19 protein-coding genes are annotated in these 19779 nt (G+C 34.3%); 10 read left to right on the top strand and 9 right to left on the bottom strand.

Going from position 1 to position 19779, the window contains the following annotated elements:
- Nucleotides 1–3: 3 nt before the first annotated feature.
- The 3 genes from P8J93_08965 to P8J93_08955 all read left to right on the top strand — a co-directional run bounded on the left by P8J93_08965 (nucleotide 4) and on the right by P8J93_08955 (nucleotide 3036).
- Nucleotides 4–258, top strand: coding sequence for a GIY-YIG nuclease family protein (locus tag P8J93_08965; protein MDG2061929.1), 255 nt, complete (start codon nucleotides 4–6; stop codon nucleotides 256–258).
- A 51-nt stretch (nucleotides 259–309) separates the two neighbouring features.
- Nucleotides 310–843 carry a hypothetical protein gene (locus P8J93_08960; GenBank protein MDG2061928.1) on the top strand — a complete coding sequence of 178 codons (534 nt, stop codon included), beginning with the start codon at nucleotides 310–312 and terminating at the stop codon, nucleotides 841–843.
- A 75-nt stretch (nucleotides 844–918) separates the two neighbouring features.
- Nucleotides 919–3036 carry a CotH kinase family protein gene (locus P8J93_08955; GenBank protein ID MDG2061927.1) on the top strand — a complete coding sequence of 706 codons (2118 nt, stop codon included), beginning with the start codon at nucleotides 919–921 and terminating at the stop codon, nucleotides 3034–3036.
- A gap of 9 nt (nucleotides 3037–3045) precedes the next feature.
- Here the strand turns inward: P8J93_08955 and P8J93_08950 are convergent, their stop codons facing one another.
- Genes P8J93_08950 through P8J93_08930 form a run of 5 tightly spaced genes read right to left on the bottom strand, consistent with a single transcriptional unit; the run spans nucleotide 3046 to nucleotide 8933 of the window.
- Nucleotides 3046–3657, bottom strand: coding sequence for a glutathione S-transferase family protein (locus P8J93_08950; GenBank protein MDG2061926.1), 612 nt, complete (start codon nucleotides 3655–3657; stop codon nucleotides 3046–3048).
- Between the two features lie 9 nt (nucleotides 3658–3666).
- Nucleotides 3667–4038, bottom strand: a complete 372-nt coding sequence (locus tag P8J93_08945; GenBank protein MDG2061925.1) for a rhodanese-like domain-containing protein — start codon at nucleotides 4036–4038, stop codon at nucleotides 3667–3669.
- Between the two features lie 44 nt (nucleotides 4039–4082).
- Nucleotides 4083–4817 carry a glycerophosphodiester phosphodiesterase family protein gene (locus tag P8J93_08940; protein ID MDG2061924.1) on the bottom strand — a complete coding sequence of 245 codons (735 nt, stop codon included), beginning with the start codon at nucleotides 4815–4817 and terminating at the stop codon, nucleotides 4083–4085.
- Complete coding sequence (locus P8J93_08935; protein ID MDG2061923.1) at nucleotides 4818–6056, bottom strand: ribonucleotide-diphosphate reductase subunit beta; 1239 nt, start codon at nucleotides 6054–6056, stop codon at nucleotides 4818–4820.
- Nucleotides 6057–6074: 18 nt separating this feature from the next.
- Entirely contained in the window at nucleotides 6075–8933 is a 2859-nt protein-coding gene (locus P8J93_08930; GenBank protein ID MDG2061922.1) for a ribonucleoside-diphosphate reductase subunit alpha, read from the bottom strand.
- 162 nt (nucleotides 8934–9095) lie between these two features.
- Between P8J93_08930 and glpK the strand changes: the two genes are divergently transcribed.
- Entirely contained in the window at nucleotides 9096–10571 is a 1476-nt protein-coding gene (gene glpK, locus P8J93_08925) for a glycerol kinase GlpK (GenBank protein ID MDG2061921.1), read from the top strand.
- Nucleotides 10572–10573: 2 nt separating this feature from the next.
- Here the strand turns inward: glpK and argF are convergent, their stop codons facing one another.
- The gene (gene argF, locus P8J93_08920) at nucleotides 10574–11455 is read right to left on the bottom strand and encodes an ornithine carbamoyltransferase (GenBank protein MDG2061920.1); all 882 of its coding nucleotides are present in this window, start codon (nucleotides 11453–11455) and stop codon (nucleotides 10574–10576) included.
- 87 nt (nucleotides 11456–11542) lie between these two features.
- Between argF and P8J93_08915 the strand changes: the two genes are divergently transcribed.
- Nucleotides 11543–12730: a phosphoglycerate dehydrogenase gene (locus P8J93_08915; GenBank protein ID MDG2061919.1), complete on the top strand. Its 1188-nt coding sequence runs from the start codon at nucleotides 11543–11545 to the stop codon at nucleotides 12728–12730.
- Between the two features lies 1 nt (nucleotide 12731).
- On the opposite strand, the gene P8J93_08910 is transcribed toward P8J93_08915, so the two are convergent.
- Nucleotides 12732–13919, bottom strand: coding sequence for an NADH:flavin oxidoreductase (locus tag P8J93_08910; protein MDG2061918.1), 1188 nt, complete (start codon nucleotides 13917–13919; stop codon nucleotides 12732–12734).
- 434 nt (nucleotides 13920–14353) lie between these two features.
- Between P8J93_08910 and ung the strand changes: the two genes are divergently transcribed.
- Complete coding sequence (gene ung / locus P8J93_08905; GenBank protein MDG2061917.1) at nucleotides 14354–15037, top strand: uracil-DNA glycosylase; 684 nt, start codon at nucleotides 14354–14356, stop codon at nucleotides 15035–15037.
- Here ung and P8J93_08900 read toward each other — a convergent pair.
- Together P8J93_08900 and P8J93_08895 are read right to left on the bottom strand one after the other, a co-directional pair.
- Nucleotides 15034–15750, bottom strand: a complete 717-nt coding sequence (locus tag P8J93_08900; protein MDG2061916.1) for a histidine phosphatase family protein — start codon at nucleotides 15748–15750, stop codon at nucleotides 15034–15036. The genes ung and P8J93_08900 overlap by 4 nt on opposite strands.
- The gene (locus P8J93_08895; protein ID MDG2061915.1) at nucleotides 15747–16661 is read right to left on the bottom strand and encodes a hypothetical protein; all 915 of its coding nucleotides are present in this window, start codon (nucleotides 16659–16661) and stop codon (nucleotides 15747–15749) included. The genes P8J93_08900 and P8J93_08895 overlap by 4 nt, the downstream gene beginning before the upstream one ends.
- Before the next feature lie 38 nt (nucleotides 16662–16699).
- On the opposite strand from P8J93_08895, the gene P8J93_08890 reads away from it, so the two are divergent.
- The 4 genes from P8J93_08890 to P8J93_08875 all read left to right on the top strand — a co-directional run bounded on the left by P8J93_08890 (nucleotide 16700) and on the right by P8J93_08875 (nucleotide 19779).
- The gene (locus P8J93_08890) at nucleotides 16700–16957 is read left to right on the top strand and encodes a succinate dehydrogenase assembly factor 2 (GenBank protein ID MDG2061914.1); all 258 of its coding nucleotides are present in this window, start codon (nucleotides 16700–16702) and stop codon (nucleotides 16955–16957) included.
- 66 nt (nucleotides 16958–17023) lie between these two features.
- Nucleotides 17024–17632: a sigma-70 family RNA polymerase sigma factor gene (locus P8J93_08885; protein MDG2061913.1), complete on the top strand. Its 609-nt coding sequence runs from the start codon at nucleotides 17024–17026 to the stop codon at nucleotides 17630–17632.
- The gene (locus tag P8J93_08880) at nucleotides 17625–18344 is read left to right on the top strand and encodes a sigma-E factor negative regulatory protein (GenBank protein ID MDG2061912.1); all 720 of its coding nucleotides are present in this window, start codon (nucleotides 17625–17627) and stop codon (nucleotides 18342–18344) included. Before P8J93_08885 ends, P8J93_08880 begins: the two co-directional genes overlap by 8 nt.
- A 22-nt stretch (nucleotides 18345–18366) precedes the next feature.
- Nucleotides 18367–19779: a DegQ family serine endoprotease gene (locus P8J93_08875; protein MDG2061911.1), complete on the top strand. Its 1413-nt coding sequence runs from the start codon at nucleotides 18367–18369 to the stop codon at nucleotides 19777–19779.

The following is a 19779-nucleotide window of genomic DNA, read 5'->3' as shown; positions in this document are numbered from 1 at the left end:
TATATGTGTTGGCATTTATATATTCTAGAATGTAAAGATAGAACTCTATATACGGGAATAACTAATAATCTAGAAAAAAGACTATTAGCTCATACCAATGGATCAGGAGCTAAATATACAAAAGGAAGAGGTCCGTTTAAATTATTGTATCAAGAGCTGTGCAAAGACAGAGGTTCAGCCTTAAAAAGAGAAATATTCGTAAAGACTCTTACCAAGAAAGAGAAGCTTAAATTAATCAGAAGTAAAATAAGTTCGTAAGTGCACTATATCTATTATAAGGTGTAAAATTAATCAAATTAGGAGGCCAGAATGAATAATACTTTTATTCTTTTTTTATCTTCATTGTTTATTACATTTTTTATTTATGGAGAAAAACCTTTTGGATTAGATTCTAATGAATTTAAACAAAAATCTACTTTAAATGAGAAACGTATAGAGGATATGCAGAGTTATGATTCTTTAAATTCTTCTTATAAAAAGAAGGACTATTTAAAAGTAGAATCTAAAGATGATATTGACAAGAAAAAGATAACCAAACAAAGAATATTTAAAGAATTTGTAAGAATTGAAATTATGGATTTAAAGGGACCTCCTAGTGTTTATGAAATAATGCAAAAAAGACAAGAAAAGCTAGATGACCTAAATTTGTTAATTCAATCTAGAAAAGTAGAAGGAAAAAAGTTAAATTTATTGGAAAAGATGAGTATGAATTTATCTTTAGAGCCTGAACCTACTCAGGAAGAGATAAATAAACGTTTTAAAAAGAGAATTAAATCTTTAAGACAAAAATTAAAAAAAAGACAGATTTATTTAAGGAAAGAGCTATCTTTAAAAGATAAATAAAGAATACACAAAAGGCGTTATTATTTGTAATAAGATAATAAGTCATATTAATATTATGATATAAACAGAATTAAAATGCGGGTAAATAAATTTATGAGATGGATCATTATTTTTTTACTTTACCTCTTAGTTTCTTGTGGAGGCGGAGGTGGTGGATCTGCAGATATAGAAATAGTTTCCGCACTTCCAGAAACTCCAACCCCACCTAATCCTGGCTACACAATTTCAGGCACTCTATCAGGATTAAATAGCATTAGAGACATAGAGTTAAAAGTAAACGAACAGTCTTTGATAGTTGAGAGTAATGGAAATTTTTCTTTCAAAAATAAATTAGTAACTGGAACGGAATATGAGGTAGAAGTAGAAAGAGAGCCAGCACGACAAGACTGCGAAATTACAAATGAGAAGGGAGCTATCGATTCAGACAATATATCTAACGTAAGAGTTGTTTGCGAAGATGAAAAAAATATTTCTCTCTTTTCTCTAGATAAAATAAATAAAATAAGATTAACAATTTCTTTAGAGGAATGGTCTGCTTTAGTATTAGATACAGCGAGATCTAATTACAGCGTTAGGAATGCTTCCGGTCCTGCCTTTGCTCTAAGTTCCTGGACGCATAGTGAAGTATATCGTCAAGCAGATTTCGATTTTATAGACGATCAAGGTATGATTGTTGAATCTATAGAAAAAGTAGCTTTTAAGATGCAGGGCAATACAAGCAGACAATTTCCTATAGATGACAGTGCAAAACGAGCAGGAACTGGACCATCAAAGCCCCAAAGGTTTAGTTTTTCTATTAAATTTGATGAAGAATTTGAAGATGATGAGAGTGTTTACTCTTGCATTGATGATAACGGAATTCCGGCATCGGTAGACAATGATTCTTGTTTTAAGATTATAGGTCAGAATATACCAGAATATAAAGAAGCAGATGGAAGGGAATTTAGAGATATAGACAAATTAAGGTTTAGGTATAATCGAGATGATCCTACATATCAAAGAGAAGTGCTTGCTCATGAGATTTTAAATAAAATAGGCGTTCCTGCAGCTAGGGCGACCCATATCTCCATAGAATTTGTTATCACAGGGAGCAATGAACAGTCTCTTTTTAATAAACCCTTGCCTCAGACATTTGATATGGGAGTTTTCATAATGGTAGAACAGATAGATAAACCATTTTTAAAAAGCTACTTCGATAAGAATGGTTATTTATTTAAAGTAGGCGTAGGTAATTTATCAGGTGCAGATGTAGTTGACGAGAGTTGCATACCTTATGAAGATAGCGAACAATTTTTTAATACAAACTTTTGTATCATAGGTGTTGAAAAGTCAGATCCAGAGACTAGAGAAGAGTGGCTAGGAACTGAAAACTATCAAAACCCTACTTTTGTTAATTCACCTATAAATAAAAACGGTAATGCAGGAAATGTTTCTCAATTTGTTCCTTATCAGCCATCCTATGATCTCAAAACTAAAAAGAAATCTTTAAAAGAAGCCAGAGCAGAATTAATTAGTTTTGCTAAATTTGTACAAACTTATCCAACAGCAGAAAGATTAGCTACAAGATTTGATGTGGAAGGCTTTATCAAGGCACAAGCAGCCGAGATAGTTCTTGGAGCGGTAGACCATTATGTTAGGGTTGCAAATAATTATTATCTTTATTTCAACGAACCATCTAACAAGTGGATTTATATCCCTACAGATTTTGATTTTACTTTAATTGATATACCAAGTATCGACTGCGCTGCAGAGCCAGATCATCCATTATGCAATACTGGTATTCTAAATTTTAATAAAGCTTTTAGAGATATTATACAAATGCGAGCTTTCCCTGCACAAGGATATCCCGATTGGGCAGGAAGTCCTTTATACCCTACAGGAGTTCCATTATTATGGACATTGATATTTTCCAATACTACAAACAAAGACCTTCTATACCAGGAAATACAATCAATTCTAGATAATCAATTCGATTGGCATGGAGTTATAGGCCCCTTGCTAGATGAAAGAGATAGGCAAATAAGATCTTCAATATTATCAACTGAGGCTAGCTTGGGAGGAAATAGCTGTGAACTAGTTTATAATTCTGAAGAAATATCAGGTAATCAGTCTTTATTTTGCGATAAAAATAAAGCTTCTATAAAACGCTTTATAGAAGAGCATTCAGCAGTTCTTAGAGAAGAGATCAATTAAATATTAAATTTAAACTATATTAGAAGACGGTCTTTCTTTTATTTCCTGAATCCATCTATTTAAATTCTTATGAGATTCTGGAATTTCAATTTTAGCAGGCCGACAAAAATCAATTGCACATAGGCAAGTAATATCCGCTATAGAGTAATTCTTACCTCCAATAAATTCTTTGTCTGATAATTCCTGATTTAGGTATTTTAATCTTTTTTCAGCTAAAGATTTTTGAACAAGTCCAAATTCAGTATTTTGATTTTCAAGACCTGAAAAGGCTGGATGAGTATGCCTGAAAGCACCAGCTACTGTCATTAATAGCTCCAATTCCATTTTTCTATTTTGCATCTCTATGACCACTTTCTCCATATCTGTGTTTCCAAAAAGAGAGGGTTCAGGATTTTGTAATTCAAAGTAATAACATATTGCTACACTTTCTAAAATGATTGATCCATCATCGAGGACTAAGGCAGGAACTCTACTAAATGGAGAAATTTTTTTGTACTCATCCGTTTTATGCTCTTGTTTCATGATTGAAATTTCTTCAATAGGAATGTCAATTCCTTTTTCAGCAAGAAAAATTCTAACTCTTCTTGGGTTTGGAGCACCTTCAGTTGTATAAAGCTTCACGATATAACTTTAATTAGATTCTATATCAAAGCCATTGTTTGCCCATTCAGAAAATCCACCACTCAGGGAAATAGGACTTTTATAACCCATTTTTAGAAGGTTATCTGCAGCTAATGCTGACCTAAAACCGCCCTGACAATAAAGGACTATTTGAGCATCTCTGTTTGGTATTGAATTCTCTATATCTCTTTCTATTATGCCTTTTCCTAGATGCAAGGAATTAGGAATTCTTCCTTGGTCCCATTCTCTATCTTCTCTAGTGTCTATTATGTAAATTTCTTCTTGAGAATCTAATTTAGATTTAAGTTGTATTGTATCTATTTCACTAACTCTGGAAAGAGCATCTTGAACAAGCTCTAAGAATGTTTGATTATGTTTCATTTAGCATATTATCTAAAGAATTTAGAAGAAAAGAAAGGAAAATTCTAGGAAGCTAGTAAAAGGGTTTTAATTTCGCCCGGTCTATTAGTTGTTATCGAACTCAGGCCCAACCTGGAATAAAGCTTAGCCTGTTCTGGTTGATCAACAGTCCAAACATGCACTTTTTTATTAATAGCGGTAATAGAATTTATGAAGCTTTCTGTTAATTGAGGATGTGCTTGAGCGCCAATTCCATCTATATTACTCTTCAGTATTACAGAATTTAAAGAGTCTATGTCTAGAATATTACTTTGGTCAAAGGAAATAAGAAAATTAGTCTTTATGCCTGGTAGGTCCTTTTTCACTTGACTCAAAATTTCTCTATTGAAAGATATTATATAAACCATTTTTTCAGAAATTTTAGACTCTTGTATTGTGTTTATTAGAGACTCTTTTACTTCTATACCTGACTTTACTTCTATAAATATTTTTTTATTTTCAGGCATGGAGTTTAAGACTTCAAGTAAAGTAGGGACTGCTGAGTTAGTCCATTCTTTTCCTCGCCAAGATCCTGCATCTAGCTTCTTAATTTCTTCTAAGCTTAATTCATCTATCAAGTTATCTTTCCCAGTGGTTCTCAAGAAGTTATTATCATGTATACAAACTAGGTTCCCATCAGAAGTGATCCTAACGTCAACCTCAACGCCGTCTGCTTGTTGCTTCCAAGCCTCTTCAATCGCAGCCAGTGTATTTTCCGGTGCATCTTCAGAAGCTCCCCTGTGTCCAATTATATCTATCATCTAGTCCCAAGAAAGAGCGCCACCGGTCTGGTATTCTGTGACTCTAGTTTCAAAAAAGTTCTTTTCTTTTCTCAAATCCATGATTTCTGACATCCAAGGAAATGGGTTTTCTGCTTTAGGAAATTCTTCTTCTAACCCTATTTGAATTAGTCTTCTGTTGCCGATGTAATTAAGATATTCTTCCATCATATTGGCGTTCATACCTAGGACTCCCCTTGGCATAGTGTCCCTTGCGTATTCTATTTCTAGTTGCATGCCTTGAAGTATCATGCCAGCTGCTTGCTCCTGCATCTCTTCGTCCCAGAGTTGAGGATTTTCCAATTTAATTTGGTTTATCACATCTATTCCAAAATTAAGATGCATTGATTCATCTCTTAAGATGTATTGAAATTGTTCTGATGTTCCAGTCATCTTATTTCTTCTCCCCATAGACAGTATTTGAGTGAATCCGCAGTAAAAGAAAATTCCCTCAAGTACGCAGTAAAAAGCAATTAGATTTTTTAGTAACTTCTTATCCGTTTCATCCGTTCCTGTCATGAAGTTAGGGTTGTCTAGTTCTTTAGTAAATTCTAGCGCCCAAGAGGCTTTTCTTGCAACAGAAGGAACTTCTCTATACATGTTAAATAACTCAGCTTCATCCATTGCTAAAGATTGGATCACATATTGATATGCATGAGTATGAATAGCTTCTTCTAAGCTTTGTCTAAGGAGATACTGTCTGCACTCTGGATTAGTTATGTGTTTATAGACTGATAAAACAAGATTATTAGCAACAAGAGAATCTGCAGTAGAAAAGAAACCTAAACTTCTCATAACTATCTTTCTTTCGTCTGCAGAAAGACCTTCTTCTGATTTCCATAAAGCTATATCAGAGGTCATGTTTACTTCTTGGGGCATCCAGTGGTTTGCACTACCATCAAGGTATTTTTGCCAGGCCCATTCATATTTAAAAGGAACTAGCTGATTAACATCTGCTCGGCAATTTATCATTGCTTTTTGATCAACACTTACTCTAGACCCAGAACCTTCTAGCGTTTCTTCGCCTAATTGAGAGTCAAAGTTTTCTATAGCTGCTTTTGCTTTTTCTAATCTTGATCCTCCTTTTGAGGTATCTAAGATTATTTTTGATGTCTCTTCTTGTACTTCCTGAGAAATTTCTTTGTTCTGCTGAATCTCTACAGGTGCACTATTTATAAGCTCTACTTTTTCTTTTTCTTCAAATTCATCCCAATTTAACATTTCTTTTTCTCCTTTTCTTTATTGACAAGCGTCGCAGTCTGGATCGGTGATAGAGCAAGCTTCAGGAAGGGGGGCAGGTTCTGAAGATGCACTGACTGCATTGAGCTCTCCCGTGTGGATAGTGGATTTCTCTGCTGTGGTCGCTCCTTTAGATCTTAGGTAATAAGTAGTTTTTAAACCTTTGAGCCAAGCCATTCGATACATAATATCTAGTTTTTTTCCGCTGGGTTCATTTATATAGAGGTTAAGCGACTGGCTTTGATCAATCCATTTCTGCCTTCTACTTGCGGCTTCTATTATCCATTTAGGTTCTATATCAAAGGCAGTAGCGTATAGTTTTTTAATTTTTTCAGGAATACGCGCAATTTTATCTACGTTGCCATCAAAATACTTTAAGTCATTAATCATTACATCGTCCCAAATTCCTTCCTCTTTAAGGGCATCTACTAGATAGAGATTTGCTACCGTGAACTCTCCCGACAAGTTAGACTTCACAAATAAGTTCTGATAGGTGGGTTCTATGGACTGTGTAACGCCCGTTATATTAGCTATGGTAGCTGTTGGGGCTATAGCCATCACATTAGAGTTTCTCATACCCTGACTATTAATTAATTCTCTTAGTTTAGGCCAATCCATTTTAGAGCTCTCATCTACGTCTAGGTAGTCTTCTCCTCGATTTTCTCTAAGATTTTTTAATGAATCTATAGGCAAGATTCCTTTACTCCATAAAGAGCCGTCATAAGTACTATACTTTCCTCTCTCTGAGGCTAGGTTAGAAGACGCTTTAATTGCGAAGTAACTTACCATTTCCATAGATTTATCAGCAAACTCTACTGCTTCTTGAGATGCGTAAGGTATCTCAAGGGCATATAGAGCGTCATGAAAACCCATGATTCCAAGGCCTATAGGCCTATGTTTAGCATTGGAATTTTCCGCTGCTTTTACGGCGTAATAATTTATATCTATTACATTATCTAACATGCGGATTGCTGTATTTATAGTTTTCTCTAGTTTAGATTCATCTAGCTCTCCATCTATAAGATGATGTGTTAAGTTAACAGAGCCTAGATTACATACTGCTATTTCTTCTTGGCTTGTATTTAGGGTTATTTCAGTACAGAGGTTAGATGAGTGAATCACTCCAGTATGCTGCTGTGGAGATCTTATATTGCAAGCATCTTTAAAAGTGATCCAAGGATGTCCTGTTTCAAATAACATAGAAAGCATCTTTTTCCATAGCTCGCCTGCATCTATTTTTTTGAAAAAGGTTATTTCTCCTGTTTCTGTTTGTTTTTCATATCTTTCGTAAACTTTTTTAAATTCTTTGCCATATAAGTCATGAAGATCTGGTGTGTCGCTAGGCGTAAATAGGGTCCAATGCTTTCCCTCCGAGACCCTTTCCATGAATAAATCAGGAACCCAGTTGGCTGTATTCATGTCATGCGTTCTTCTTCTATCGTCCCCTGTATTTTTTCTTAGCTCCACAAACTCTTCTATATCCATGTGCCAGGTTTCAAGATATGAACAAACAGCTCCTTTCCTTTTTCCTCCTTGGTTTACTGCTACTGCCGTGTCATTAACTACTTTTAAGAAAGGAACAACACCTTGAGATTTTCCATTTGTTCCTTTTATTTGAGAACCTAATCCTCTAACAGGGGTCCAGTCATTTCCTAAGCCTCCAGCCCATTTTGAGAGCATCGCATTGTCTTGTATTGCTCCATATATTCCATGAAGATCATCAGGAACAGTAGTTAGATAACATGATGACAATTGTGAGTGGACTGTTCCAGCATTAAATAGAGTTGGGGTTGAACTCATATAGTCAAAGCTTGAAAGCAACTTATAAAATTCAATTGCTTTTCCTTCTTTATCTTCCTCTCCCAGGGAGAGTCCCATCGCTACTCTCATAAAGAACACTTGAGGTAGCTCATACCTTATGTCTCCGTCATGGATAAAATACCTGTCATATAAAGTTTGAAGTCCTAAGTACGTAAATTGATTATCTCTATCCTTTTGTAGTTCTTTACCTAGAATTTCTAGATCAAAGTTTGCTAAATCTTCATTTAGTATTCCGTTCTGGATCCCTTTTTTTATAAAAGAAGACAGGGCGATTGGGTATAAAGTTTCCATTTCTTCATGAGTGGCAGACTTGGCCACCTCTAAGTACCTCAAAGCCTCTGTTCTGATATTATCTAAAAGAATTCTTGCTGTAGCGAAGGTATAGTTTGGCTCTTTTTCTACCAGAGTTCTAGAAGTCATTACTAGTGAGGTTTTTACATCTTCCAAAGAAACACCGTCATAGAGATTTTTTTCTGCCTCTATCACTATTTCTTCAGAACTGGTTCCTGGGAGTTTGCTGCAGGCTTCTACTACTACTTTTTTTATTCTGTCAAGATCTAGGTTTTCTTCTGTTCCGTCTTCGAGTTTTACTTTTAGGTTATTTTTTATTTCTTGGCTATTTTGGGTTTCTTGGATTTCATCTGTTCTAGCATTCCGTCTTTCTTCTCTATACAGAACGTAGGTTCTTGCCACTTTTCGTTCCCCTGAGCGCATAAGCTCGAGTTCTACCTGGTCTTGGATTTCCTCTATGTGTAGAGTTCCCCCAGAAGGCATTCTTCTTTGAAAAGTATCAGTAATTGAATTTGCATATTGATTAACTTTGTCGTGGATTCTTGTAGAGGCAGCCGCAGCTCCTCCTTCTACAGCTAAGAAGGCTTTTGTCATAGCTATGGCTATTTTTTCTGCATCGAATGAAACTACTGCTCCGTTTCTTTTAATTACTCTTAGTTGGCCTGGCGCTATTGCTGGCTGTGCTTTCTGGCTTTGACTTTGGTTCTCGTTTGTCTCTTTTGTGGTTGTTTGTTCTGTTCTTTCCATTAAGCTGTTCCTTTTTTAATCACTATATGTTGTGTTTATATAAACTACATAGCACAAGATAAAGTGTTTTTAGTAAAATTACAATACCATAACTACAATTAAACTAAGTTAGTTTCTTGTGGATATCTTGTTGACTTTATTTTCGCGTTATAATCTCACTATATGACTAAGAAAATAATATCTATAGACCAAGGTACTTCGAGTTCAAGGGCTATTCTATTTGATGAAAATCTATCTTTTTTATCTTCTGAACAAGAAGAATTCGAGCAATTCTTTCCTAAAAATGGCTGGGTTGAACATAACCCGCTTGATTTACTCGGTTCCGTATTATCCGTTACCAAGAAACTTTTTTTATCCAATAACCTGAGACCTTCCGATGTTGCTTCTATAGGGATCACCAATCAAAGAGAAACTACCTTAGTTTGGGATAGAGGAAGCGGTAAAGCTATATATCCGGCGATAGTATGGCAAGATCGGAGGACTTTTTCATTATGCGAAGAGCTTAGGTCTGCTAATTTAGATGCAGAAATACAAAGTAAAACTGGCTTACTATTGGATCCGTATTTTTCCGCGACCAAGCTTTCTTGGATATTAGACCACGTTCCCGGCGCCAGAAGAAGGGCAGAAAAGGGGGAATTAGCGTTTGGCACTGTTGATTCATTTCTGCTATGGCACCTAACTGGAGGAAAAGTTCATAAGACTGACATCACAAATGCTGCAAGGACTATGCTTTTTAATTTAGAAACTAATAAATGGGATCAAGATTTACTTAACCTTTTCAATATTCCGATGAATATTCTTCCTGAGGTTTGTGATAATGCACATCAATTTGGAGAGACTTCTTTGTTTGGAGGTTCTATAAGCATAGGCGGTATGGCAGGAGACCAGCAATCTGCTCTAATTGGTCAGTGTTGTTTTCAAGAGGGAGAGGCCAAAAGTACCTTTGGAACTGGATGTTTTGTATTAGTTAATACTGGAAGTAAGATGGTTAAATCTAAGAATAAACTATTATCTACTGTTGCATATAGACTAAATGGAAAGACTACTTTTGGTCTAGAAGGTAGCATCTTTATTGCCGGGTCAGCTATACAGTGGTTAAGGGATGAATTGAAATTTTTTAATAACGCTCAAGAAGTAGAGACAGTTATTAAGAAAGCCTCTGATACTTCAAACGTTATGGTCATTCCTGCTTTTACAGGCTTAGGTGCTCCTTTTTGGGATCCTGAAGCTAGAGGCTTGATTTATGGATTAACAAGAGATTCTGGTATTCCAGAAATTACTTTAGCTACTTTGCAGTCAGTGATCTATCAAACAAGAAGTCTATTAGATGCCATGAAGTTAGACGGGGCACCAATAAGTAAGCTTAAAGTGGATGGAGGCATGGTCATCAATTCTTGGCTTAATCAAGAGCTTTCTAATTGTCTTAGACTTAAAGTTCTTGTGCCTAAAATGGTAGAAACAACTTCATTAGGTGCAGCTTATTTGGCAGGACTTTCAGCTGAGATTTTTCCAGATTTAGAGTCATTATCAAGTTCATGGAAACTTGATAAGCAATATGACTTTGATCAAAAATTATCCGAAAGATCCAATACAAATTATGAAAGATGGTTGAGGGTTTTAAATAAGTTAAGTCTTTAAATTTAATTATTTATTAAAAAAGTCAGTAAACTTTTTTGGGCATGCATTCTATTTTCAGCTTGATGCCAAATAAGGCTTCTAGGGTCATCCATTACTTCATGGGAAACTTCTTCGCCTCTTACTGCGGGCAAGCAATGGAAAAAAATAACTTCTTTTGATGCTTGATCTAATAATTCGGGCGTAACTTGGTATTCTTTTAAAGAATTCTTCTTTTGATCTATTTCATTATCTCCCATGGATATCCATACATCCGTAGTAATTAAATTACAGTCCTTGACCGCATCTTCCATAGATTCAGAGATAGTAACATTATCTTCTTGAATATCATTCTTGCTAAGAATGGAACTTGGTGTGGCTATATGAAGTTGAAATTCTAAGATTTTTGAAGCCTCTATATATGTTTTACACATATTATTGTAATCACCTATCCAGACAATTTTTTTGCCTTTAATAGACCCTCTATGCTCGTTAAAAGTCATGATATCAGCTAGCAGTTGGCAGGGATGAGATAAATCGCTAAGACCATTTATTACTGGAGAGGAAGATTCATTAGAAAATTCAGTGATTGTTTGGTGCTTTAAAGTTCTCAAGACTATAGCATCAGCCATAGAGCTAATAACCTTTGAGGTATCTGCCAATGGTTCACCTCTACCAAGCTGCAGATCTTGTACAGAAAGAAAGCTGGCTTTTCCTCCTAATTGATTCATGGCAGTTTCGAAGGAAACCCTTGTTCGTGTAGAAGATTTTTCAAAGATTAAAGCTAGATATTTACCTTTTAATTCATCCGACACGATATTTGATTTCTTTCTTAGAATAGCATCGTCTATAATGCTGATAATTTCATCAGAGGAAAGATTTTTTAGTGTAAGGAAGTGTCTAGTCATTTTTGCATATGATTAAACGAGGTAATTATAGTGGTTATCTACTATGCTTTCAAATAATGCAACTCTTAAATTTATGTATTAAAAGAAATGGGTAAATATCAAGTCAAACCGTTAAGTAATATTTCTAAAATAGGGCTAAGTAAACTAAAAGAAACTAATTGTACTTTAGATGATAGTGCAGATGATCCGCATGGGATCCTAGTAAGAAGTACTAAAATAGAAGATTCCCATATAAAGAGTTCTTTATTAGCAATTTCTAGGGCTGGTGCAGGTGTAAATAATATTCCCATAGAAATTTGTTCAGAAAAGGGAGTGGTGGTTTTTAATACTCCTGGAGCGAATGCAAATGCTGTTAAAGAATTAGTTTTAGCAGGTCTCATGCTTTCTTCAAGAAATGTTTATCAAAGTATAGATTTTGTTAATAAATTAGGTCATCTAAATGAGATGAAAGATCTTGAGCCTTACTTAGAAGAAAATAAAAAGCAATTCAAAGGAAAAGAGTTAGCTGGATCTACTCTAGGAGTAGTAGGCTTAGGGGCTATAGGCTCAAAAGTAGCTAGGATGGGAGTTGCTTTAGAAATGAAAGTTATTGGCTATGATCCGGCCCTTTCTGTGCAAGCAGCTTGGAGACTGCCTAGCCAAGTTATACCAGCAGAAGATTTAAAAGAAATTTTTAAGAACTCTAATTTTATTTCTATACACATTCCAGCGATAGAGAGCACTAAAGGTATTATTAATAAAGATTTATTTAAGGAATCCTCAGAAGCCGCTCTTCTTAACTTTGCACGACATGAAGTTGTTAATACTAAGGATGTAGTAGAGGCCTTAAATAACAAGAACCTCAGTAATTTTATTACGGATTTTCCTACACCTCAGTTAATAGAGAGGGCAGTTAACGAAGGAGATGTAACTTTATTACCCCATATAGGTGCAAGCACTAGCCAAGCAGAAGAAAATTGTGCAGTCATGGCTGTTGAGCAAATGGTAGATTTCTTAGAAACTGGAAATATAATAAATTCAGTTAATTTTCCTAACATTCAAGCAAATAGGACAACAGAAAATCGAATAACTATTACTAATAAAAATGTTCCTGCAATGATAGGTCAAATAGCAACTGCAATAGGTGATCTAGGACTAAATATAGCAGATATGACAAATATCAGCAGGGGAGATATAGCTTATAATCTTATTGAAATTGAGAATGAAGTAGATCAAGAAGCTATAACTACACTTTCATCTATCGAAAATATAATAAATGTTAGATTAATTAAATAAATTAATTTAATTCTGTTAATACTTTCTCGCTATAGGGTTTTATTTCACTTAATCGGCCCTCTTTCATCTTTACAACCCATTCAGCATCAGCAAGAAGTGCGCGTCCGACAGCGACCATATCATATTTACGCTCATTAATATCTTGGATTGCTTTTTCTATACTTACTGGATCTGCTTGTGCAGTCATATTTATAAAACCATCTCCTTTAGATTCAAGGCCTACGCTTCCAACAGTTATGGTAGGAAGCCCCGTTATTTTTTGAGCCCAGTAAGCTAGATTATTATCTGATCCTTCAAATTCTGGTTCCCAAAATTTTCTATTACTAGCATGCAAGAAATCTAATCCTGAACTTACTATTGGCATTAAAAGCTCCTCCAATTCTTGAGGATTACGAGCAAGTCTTGCTTCAAAATCTTGTTGTTTCCATTGAGAAAACCTTAATCCTACTATGAATTTATCACTAACATTTGATCTTATAGATTCGGTAACTTCTTTTGCAAATTGAGATCTTTTTCTTATTGATCCTCCGTACTTATCATTCCGTCTATTCAATGTCTCCCAAAAAAAATTATCAACTAGGTATCCGTGTGCTCCATGTATTTCTATTCCATCGAAACCTATTTCCTCACACCATTTTGCATCTTGCCCAAAAGCATCTACTAATATTTTTATGTCATCTTGAGTTACTTCATGCGCTTCACTTCTATTTTTAAATGAAAAATCAGACTTTAAATCTTTAGACGATTTATCAGTGTCAGAACTTGACTTAATAGTTTCAATATTTTTAGCAGTTGCTTCGTCGGCCAGTCCTTTGCGCAAACCGGAGGGGGTATAACCTGGAACATCAGGATCAGGATTCATTCCAATTTTTCTCATTGCTCCGCTATGCCATAATTGAGCTATAACTGAGCCTCCATTTTCTTTAATTTTGCTTACCACTAACTTCCATGCATCTCTAGATTTTTCAGTGTCTAGCCTAGGAACATTGGGATAACTGCTCGAAGCAATGTGACTTACCTCGATACCTTCTGTTATGATCAGACCAACTTCTCCTTTAGCCCTTCTTTCATAATATTCAGCTACATCTTGACCAGGAATATTTTCAGGCGACATACTTCTTGTCATAGGCGCCATGACTATTCTATTTCTTAATTCAATATTTTTAAGTTTATATTTTTCAAATAACATTTATTTCAAGTAGGTATTAAAAGTCCCTAAGTGTACATTAATACTAGCTTTTTTACACACTAAAGAACTATAGTTTTTAAGTTAACGAATGTCACCTTTTAGATTAATTCTTCACAGTCATTTATAAACATAATTTATTATAGGTATAAATAGTAGTTATATATGCTTATCCCTTAGTATTTTTTTATAAGTATCTGTTTTTACACACTTTAATTAAATATGTTCAAAATTTACTCAATTAGGTGATTTGTCAAATCTACGGCTTTAAATATAAAAAAATTAACTTTATCCCAAGACTTATCCACAAGTTTTGTGGATAAAAATATAAGGGTTTATTAAACACTTTATTTTTTTGTAGAGGCATGACTATTTTGGTTTTTTTTTGTTATTCTAAGCAAGACTTTATTTAATATTCTTAATTCATAAAATTTAGCATGACCCAAAAAGAGCATTTGATTCAAGAGCTGGAAGGAAAATGGCATGAAGTTTTAGAGAACCAATTTGACAAGTCATATATGTTCAAATTACTAGACTTCTTAGAAGAGGAAAACAAAAATCAAAAAAAAATAGTTCCTGAGAAGTCGAAAATTTTTAGAGCATTTAAACTTTGTAAATTAGAAGAAGTGCGTGTTGTGATAATAGGTCAAGATCCTTATCCTGGAGAAGGCCAGGCAAATGGTTTAGCTTTTTCATCTGATAGCAAAAGTCCTCCTCCATCTTTAAAAAATATACATAAAGAGGTGTTGAGTGATTTAGGAATAAATAATGAACTTAAATGTAATTTAGAATCATGGGCAAAACAAGGAGTTCTATTGCTCAATAGCATCCTTACTACTGAAGAGAAAGTAATTGCAGCTCATCGTAATTTAGGATGGGAGATTTTTACTGATATAGTTGTGAAAATCCTCAACGATCAAAAACATTTAGTTTTTTTACTTTGGGGAAAATATGCTTCAAATAAAGGTTCTTTAATAGATCAAAGTAGGCATCTAGTTCTGCATTCAACTCATCCATCTCCTTTATCAGCGCATAGAGGCTTCTTCGGAAGTAAGCATTTTTCTAAATGCAATGCTTATTTAAAAAAACACCATAATCAAAAAGTAGATTGGAAAATTTAATTTTTAAAGAAAGGTTCTATTTCTTTCGCAACTCCCTCCCAGCTTGTGAGTTCACTTAATTCCGATCTATAAAGATCAGGAGGGACATTTAAAGCTCTTATTATTTTTCTTTTAATTTTATTGTCCTGATCTAGATCTATATCTAGTATGTTCATGCAACCAGGCACCTGATCAAATTTCCCTGCTCCTGAGATAGAGAGATCGCTGATCCAACTTAAAATTACTGCGTTTACCCCCCCATGTAGTATCAAGGCCATTGAATTCCACTCCTGCTTTAATATTTTCTCGATGTTGCTTATGACCCTATTCCTAAAAGTATAATATTCTTCTCCTGAACCAAAGAATTTATCCTTATTTGTTGTGATATTTTCAAAGTGATATGCAATATCTTTATAGATATCAGGTCTAATGTCACTCTTTTCTGTTCCTCCTTTAATCTCTTCTAATTCAGGCAATATTTCAAGTTGCAGATTTCTTCTTTTAAGAAGATGTTCTGCAGTTTGCTTAGTCCTTAGTAAGCCAGAGCAAGCTATTTTTTGAAAGTAAAAATCTTTCGTATTCTCATCTATCATGATTGCTTGTTTTTTCCCTTTCTCAGTTAAGCATACTTTGGTCGGATCCCTAACAGCTTGGCCTTTTTCATCTAAATAGCTTACTTCTCCGTGTCTAAATAGGAATATCCTTTTTCTTGTTGATCCATCGAAAGATTTCAATTCTTTAGTTGTATATTTGAACCAGTTTCTTTTACTACAAGCTCTTCACCTAATTCAAGATGACTTTGGAGAAAAACAGATTCTTTCATTGAAACTAAAATGTGGGATTTATTATCACTGACGTTAATATTAATAATACTTCCTAATTTAGATGGCTTAACAGTATTAGTTTTATCAACTCTCTGGGTTATGGTCATATTTAGCTTTAGATTAACGTCAAAACTAGTTGCATAATAAATTTGCGGAAGACTTTTAGCTCGATAATTCATTCTTGCAACTATCTCTTGCCCTGTATAACATCCCTTTTCGAAGTCTATCCTTCCATTTAAATGGTAATTAAGTTCATGGGGGGTATAGACCTCTGAAGTTTCAAGACAAACTTCAGAATTCAATGCAGATATATTTAAGTTATCCCATATTTTTGGGCTTACCGCAGCTTTAGTATTAACCTTATCTAATTCATTATAAACAATGAGATAAGCCTTATTTAAGGATCTAATAGCCAGTAAGTTATTTTGTCTAAGGGTATTCTTTTGTGTTTGCAGTTCTGCTTTCTTAAAAAAGCTTTCCATATTCAATTTATCTATGCCCTCTATTGTCCAATTACTAGAAATGTTTTGAATAGATACATCATAAAACGGAGCATATTTTTTAAGTGTGGTTATAGTTTTATCAATTAAATCCTTTGAGACGATTAACCAAAATTCTTTTTCTCTTGTAAGGCTCTGAGAAATCACAAAGCTACTTATAACCCTCCCTTTAATATTACAAATTGCTCCGTGCTGTGAATTATCAGGAGAAATTTTCTCTACGTCTATTGTTAGTTGTCCCTGCAAGAGCTCTGATGCTCCTGGACCGGATATTTCAAGGATTCCTATTTCCTTAAGAGTGATTGCAGTTGGTAAAGACATAATTATTGTTTATTCTATATTATTCTAAGTAAAATTTTATGACTAAAGATAACAACGAAATTAAGTGGCAATGCAGAAGGGGCCTTTGGGAATTAGATATAATGCTTACACCATTTGCTGAATATGATTATCCAGCACTTTCTAGTAAACATAAGCAAGATTTTAGAGACCTAATAAGTCACGAGGATGTAGACCTTTTGAATTGGCTAGTATTGAGAATTAAAACAGATATAGAAAAAGACCAGGAGATTATAAATCAAATAATTTTAGCTCATGAAAATAGACTAACTACCTAAATAGTGCTTAATATTTTAAAGTTCTTTTGAACTTTAGAGTTTTAAGGGAGTCATAACCAATTGAATATGAATATCAAACAAAAAGACGTAGATTTATTGCTAGTTAAGAGGGCAAAAAAGGGTGATATGGAAGCATTTGATCTTTTGGTTTTAAAATATCAAGCTAAGGTTATTTCAGTTGCAAGAGGTGTCGTCAAGGATAATCAGTCAGCTGAAGATGTAGCTCAAGAAACTTTTATTAAAGCTTTTAAATCGCTAAATAGCTTCAGAGAGGAAAGTGCTTTCTATACCTGGATTTATAGGATAACAGTAAATACTGCCAAGAATTTCGTTCTATCTAAAAATAGAAAAAAGGAGAATTCTGAATCAGAACTTCAAAGAGATGGTTTTGAATTAAATTTAGATATGAATGTAAATGAATCGCCAGAAGACTTTTTGCTGGAAGAAAGTTTAAAAAATGATATTAATAATGCATTTAAAAGTCTTCCAGAAGAAATTAGGGTATCACTAACTATGAGGGAATTAGATGGATTAAGTTATGAAGATATATCTTTACATCTTAAATGTCCTATTGGAACAGTTCGTTCTAGGATATTTAGAGGTAGAGAAATCTTAAGTGAAGCTATAGAAAAGAACGCAGCAACAAAAGTTAATAAAGCAAGTAATTATGAGTGATATTAAAAATAAAGGCATTAGAGAAAGGATATCTGCACTTATGGATGGTGAAGTGTCCGAGTTTGAAGCAAGAAGAGTTTTAAATGAAATAGGGAATGATCCAGAGTTAAGAAGATATTGGCAAAGGTTGCAATTATCATCAACAGTTCTAAGGAATGAGCTTGTTGAAAATAACCTTAAAGACATTTCTCTTTCTGTTCAAGAAGAGTTAGAAGGGAAAAAAATTAGTATTCCAGATATCAAAGAAAGTAGCTCTTTTAACCTAGTGAAACTTAGTTCGTCATTTATAATCGGACTATTTTGCATCCTATCTGTAAACTATTTTCTTTATCAGGAGGATTCAGGTTTAACTTTTCCTGAAGAAATTTCAAAGAATATAGAAGGAATTATATCTAGCTCTGAAGCGATTGCTGTTTTAAATGAAGCGACATCAGGTCTTGATATTAAGATGGAAGATCTTAGATCTGGTAATCAAGGAGAACTTTATGCAAACTTCATAAGGAGTGATTCTTCTGCACCTTTTACAGTTAGCTTATCACCTATTTCTTCTGTATCTAATGATAAATTGAATGCTGATTCACCTCTAAAAGTCGCTGCTATCATAAAGACAAAATCAGGTATATTCCTTTTAGGAGTAAAGGGAAATATTTCTCAACATGAAAAATCAGTTATACTGCACAATGCTAACTTTATAGCTAATTCAAAAAGATAAATAACTTACAAGGATGATTTAAGTGAATACTTATTTAACCAATACAATATTGTTTCTTATAATTAACCTTTTACTAAGTATAGGGTTATTAGCAGATGACCTGCCTGATTTTACTGCTTTAGCAGAGGACGCATCTAAATCTGTAGTGAATATTAGAAGTACCAAGAAAGTCAAAAGTTCACGGTACAACCAATTCAATCCAAGAGGCTTTAGCGATCCTCAGTATGATGAGTTTTTTAAACGTTTTTTTGGTGAAAGACCTAGAAGGTCTCCTGCACCAAACGAAAGAAATGTTAACTCTGCGGGCTCAGGTTTCATTATTTCCGAAGATGGATATATTTTAACTAATAGTCACGTAGTCATCGGAGCTGATGAGATTAAGGTTAGCTTGAGTGATAGAAGGGAATATGTAGCTGAGTTAATAGGTTTGGATGAAAGGGCTGATGTTGCATTGCTTAAAATAGATGCAAAACGTTTGCCGAAAGTTAAGTTAGGAAAATCAGAAAATCTAAAGGTAGGAGAATGGGTTATGGCAATTGGATCTCCTTTTCAGTTAAACTTTTCTGTTACTGCCGGTATTGTAAGTGCTAAGGGTAGAAGTATTCCTTCTAATTCAGAGACTTCATATGTGCCTTTTATACAAACAGACGTAGCTATAAATCCAGGAAATTCCGGAGGACCTCTCTTCAACTTATCAGGTGAAGTGGTTGGTATTAACTCTATGATATATAGTGGCTCAGGAGGCTATATGGGCGTTTCTTTCTCTATCCCAATTGATTATGCAGTAGATATCTCGGATCAATTAATGGATACAGGCAAGGTAGCAAGAGGCTGGCTTGGTGTCAGCATTCAAGAAGTCACTAGTGACCTAGCAGAAGGATTAGGTTTAGTCACTCCAAAGGGTGCTTTGATAAGTCAAGTGATCCCAGATAGTCCAGCAGAAAAATCAGGATACAAAGAGAGAGATGTAATTATAGAGTTTAATAAGAAAGCAATAGTTTATTCAGGTGACCTTCCTCAAACTGTTGGTGCCATTAAGCCTAATACGAAAGTTTCTTCCACGATTTATAGGGATGGCAAGAAGAAGGTTATAAATGTTACTGTAGGAGAGCTTCCTACTGACCAATCTAATATTTTAGGAAGTGCATCTCAACTTTCTCCTCTAGGCCTTATCGTTGAACCTCTTTCTGAAGATGAAAAAGAAACTTTAAGATTAAAAGGTGGTGTAAAAGTTATAAAAATAGATACAGAGCTTATAGCTGCTCAGGCGGGTATAAGAATTGGTGATATTATCGCCAAGATCTCTAATAGGCCAATTAATTCTATACAAGATTTTACAGAAGTTTCTAAGGATTTAATTCCAGGTAAGAATTTTACTATGAGAATTATTAGGAATGGAAATCCATTTTTTCTTAGCTTAAAACTCCCAAAATAG

It is taken from the genome of SAR86 cluster bacterium, assembly GCA_029268615.1.
Classification (GTDB): Bacteria; Pseudomonadota; Gammaproteobacteria; order Magnimaribacterales; family Magnimaribacteraceae; genus JAQWNM01.
The sequence above is the reverse complement of the archived record's forward strand: the minus strand, read 5'-3'. Positions and strand labels throughout refer to the sequence as shown.

Coding starts and splice junctions, on each gene's coding strand:
- P8J93_08965 (MDG2061929.1), top strand. CDS start 4: ATGTGTTGGCATTTATATATTCTAGAATGTAAAGATAGAACTCTATAT.
- P8J93_08960 (MDG2061928.1), top strand. CDS start 310: ATGAATAATACTTTTATTCTTTTTTTATCTTCATTGTTTATTACATTT.
- P8J93_08955 (MDG2061927.1), top strand. CDS start 919: ATGCGGGTAAATAAATTTATGAGATGGATCATTATTTTTTTACTTTAC.
- P8J93_08945 (MDG2061925.1), bottom strand. CDS start 4,038: ATGAAACATAATCAAACATTCTTAGAGCTTGTTCAAGATGCTCTTTCC.
- P8J93_08940 (MDG2061924.1), bottom strand. CDS start 4,817: ATGATAGATATAATTGGACACAGGGGAGCTTCTGAAGATGCACCGGAA.
- P8J93_08935 (MDG2061923.1), bottom strand. CDS start 6,056: ATGTTAAATTGGGATGAATTTGAAGAAAAAGAAAAAGTAGAGCTTATA.
- P8J93_08930 (MDG2061922.1), bottom strand. CDS start 8,933: ATGGAAAGAACAGAACAAACAACCACAAAAGAGACAAACGAGAACCAA.
- glpK (MDG2061921.1), top strand. CDS start 9,096: ATGACTAAGAAAATAATATCTATAGACCAAGGTACTTCGAGTTCAAGG.
- argF (MDG2061920.1), bottom strand. CDS start 11,455: ATGACTAGACACTTCCTTACACTAAAAAATCTTTCCTCTGATGAAATT.
- P8J93_08915 (MDG2061919.1), top strand. CDS start 11,543: ATGGGTAAATATCAAGTCAAACCGTTAAGTAATATTTCTAAAATAGGG.
- P8J93_08910 (MDG2061918.1), bottom strand. CDS start 13,919: ATGTTATTTGAAAAATATAAACTTAAAAATATTGAATTAAGAAATAGA.
- ung (MDG2061917.1), top strand. CDS start 14,354: ATGACCCAAAAAGAGCATTTGATTCAAGAGCTGGAAGGAAAATGGCAT.
- P8J93_08895 (MDG2061915.1), bottom strand. CDS start 16,661: ATGTCTTTACCAACTGCAATCACTCTTAAGGAAATAGGAATCCTTGAA.
- P8J93_08890 (MDG2061914.1), top strand. CDS start 16,700: ATGACTAAAGATAACAACGAAATTAAGTGGCAATGCAGAAGGGGCCTT.
- P8J93_08885 (MDG2061913.1), top strand. CDS start 17,024: ATGAATATCAAACAAAAAGACGTAGATTTATTGCTAGTTAAGAGGGCA.
- P8J93_08880 (MDG2061912.1), top strand. CDS start 17,625: ATGAGTGATATTAAAAATAAAGGCATTAGAGAAAGGATATCTGCACTT.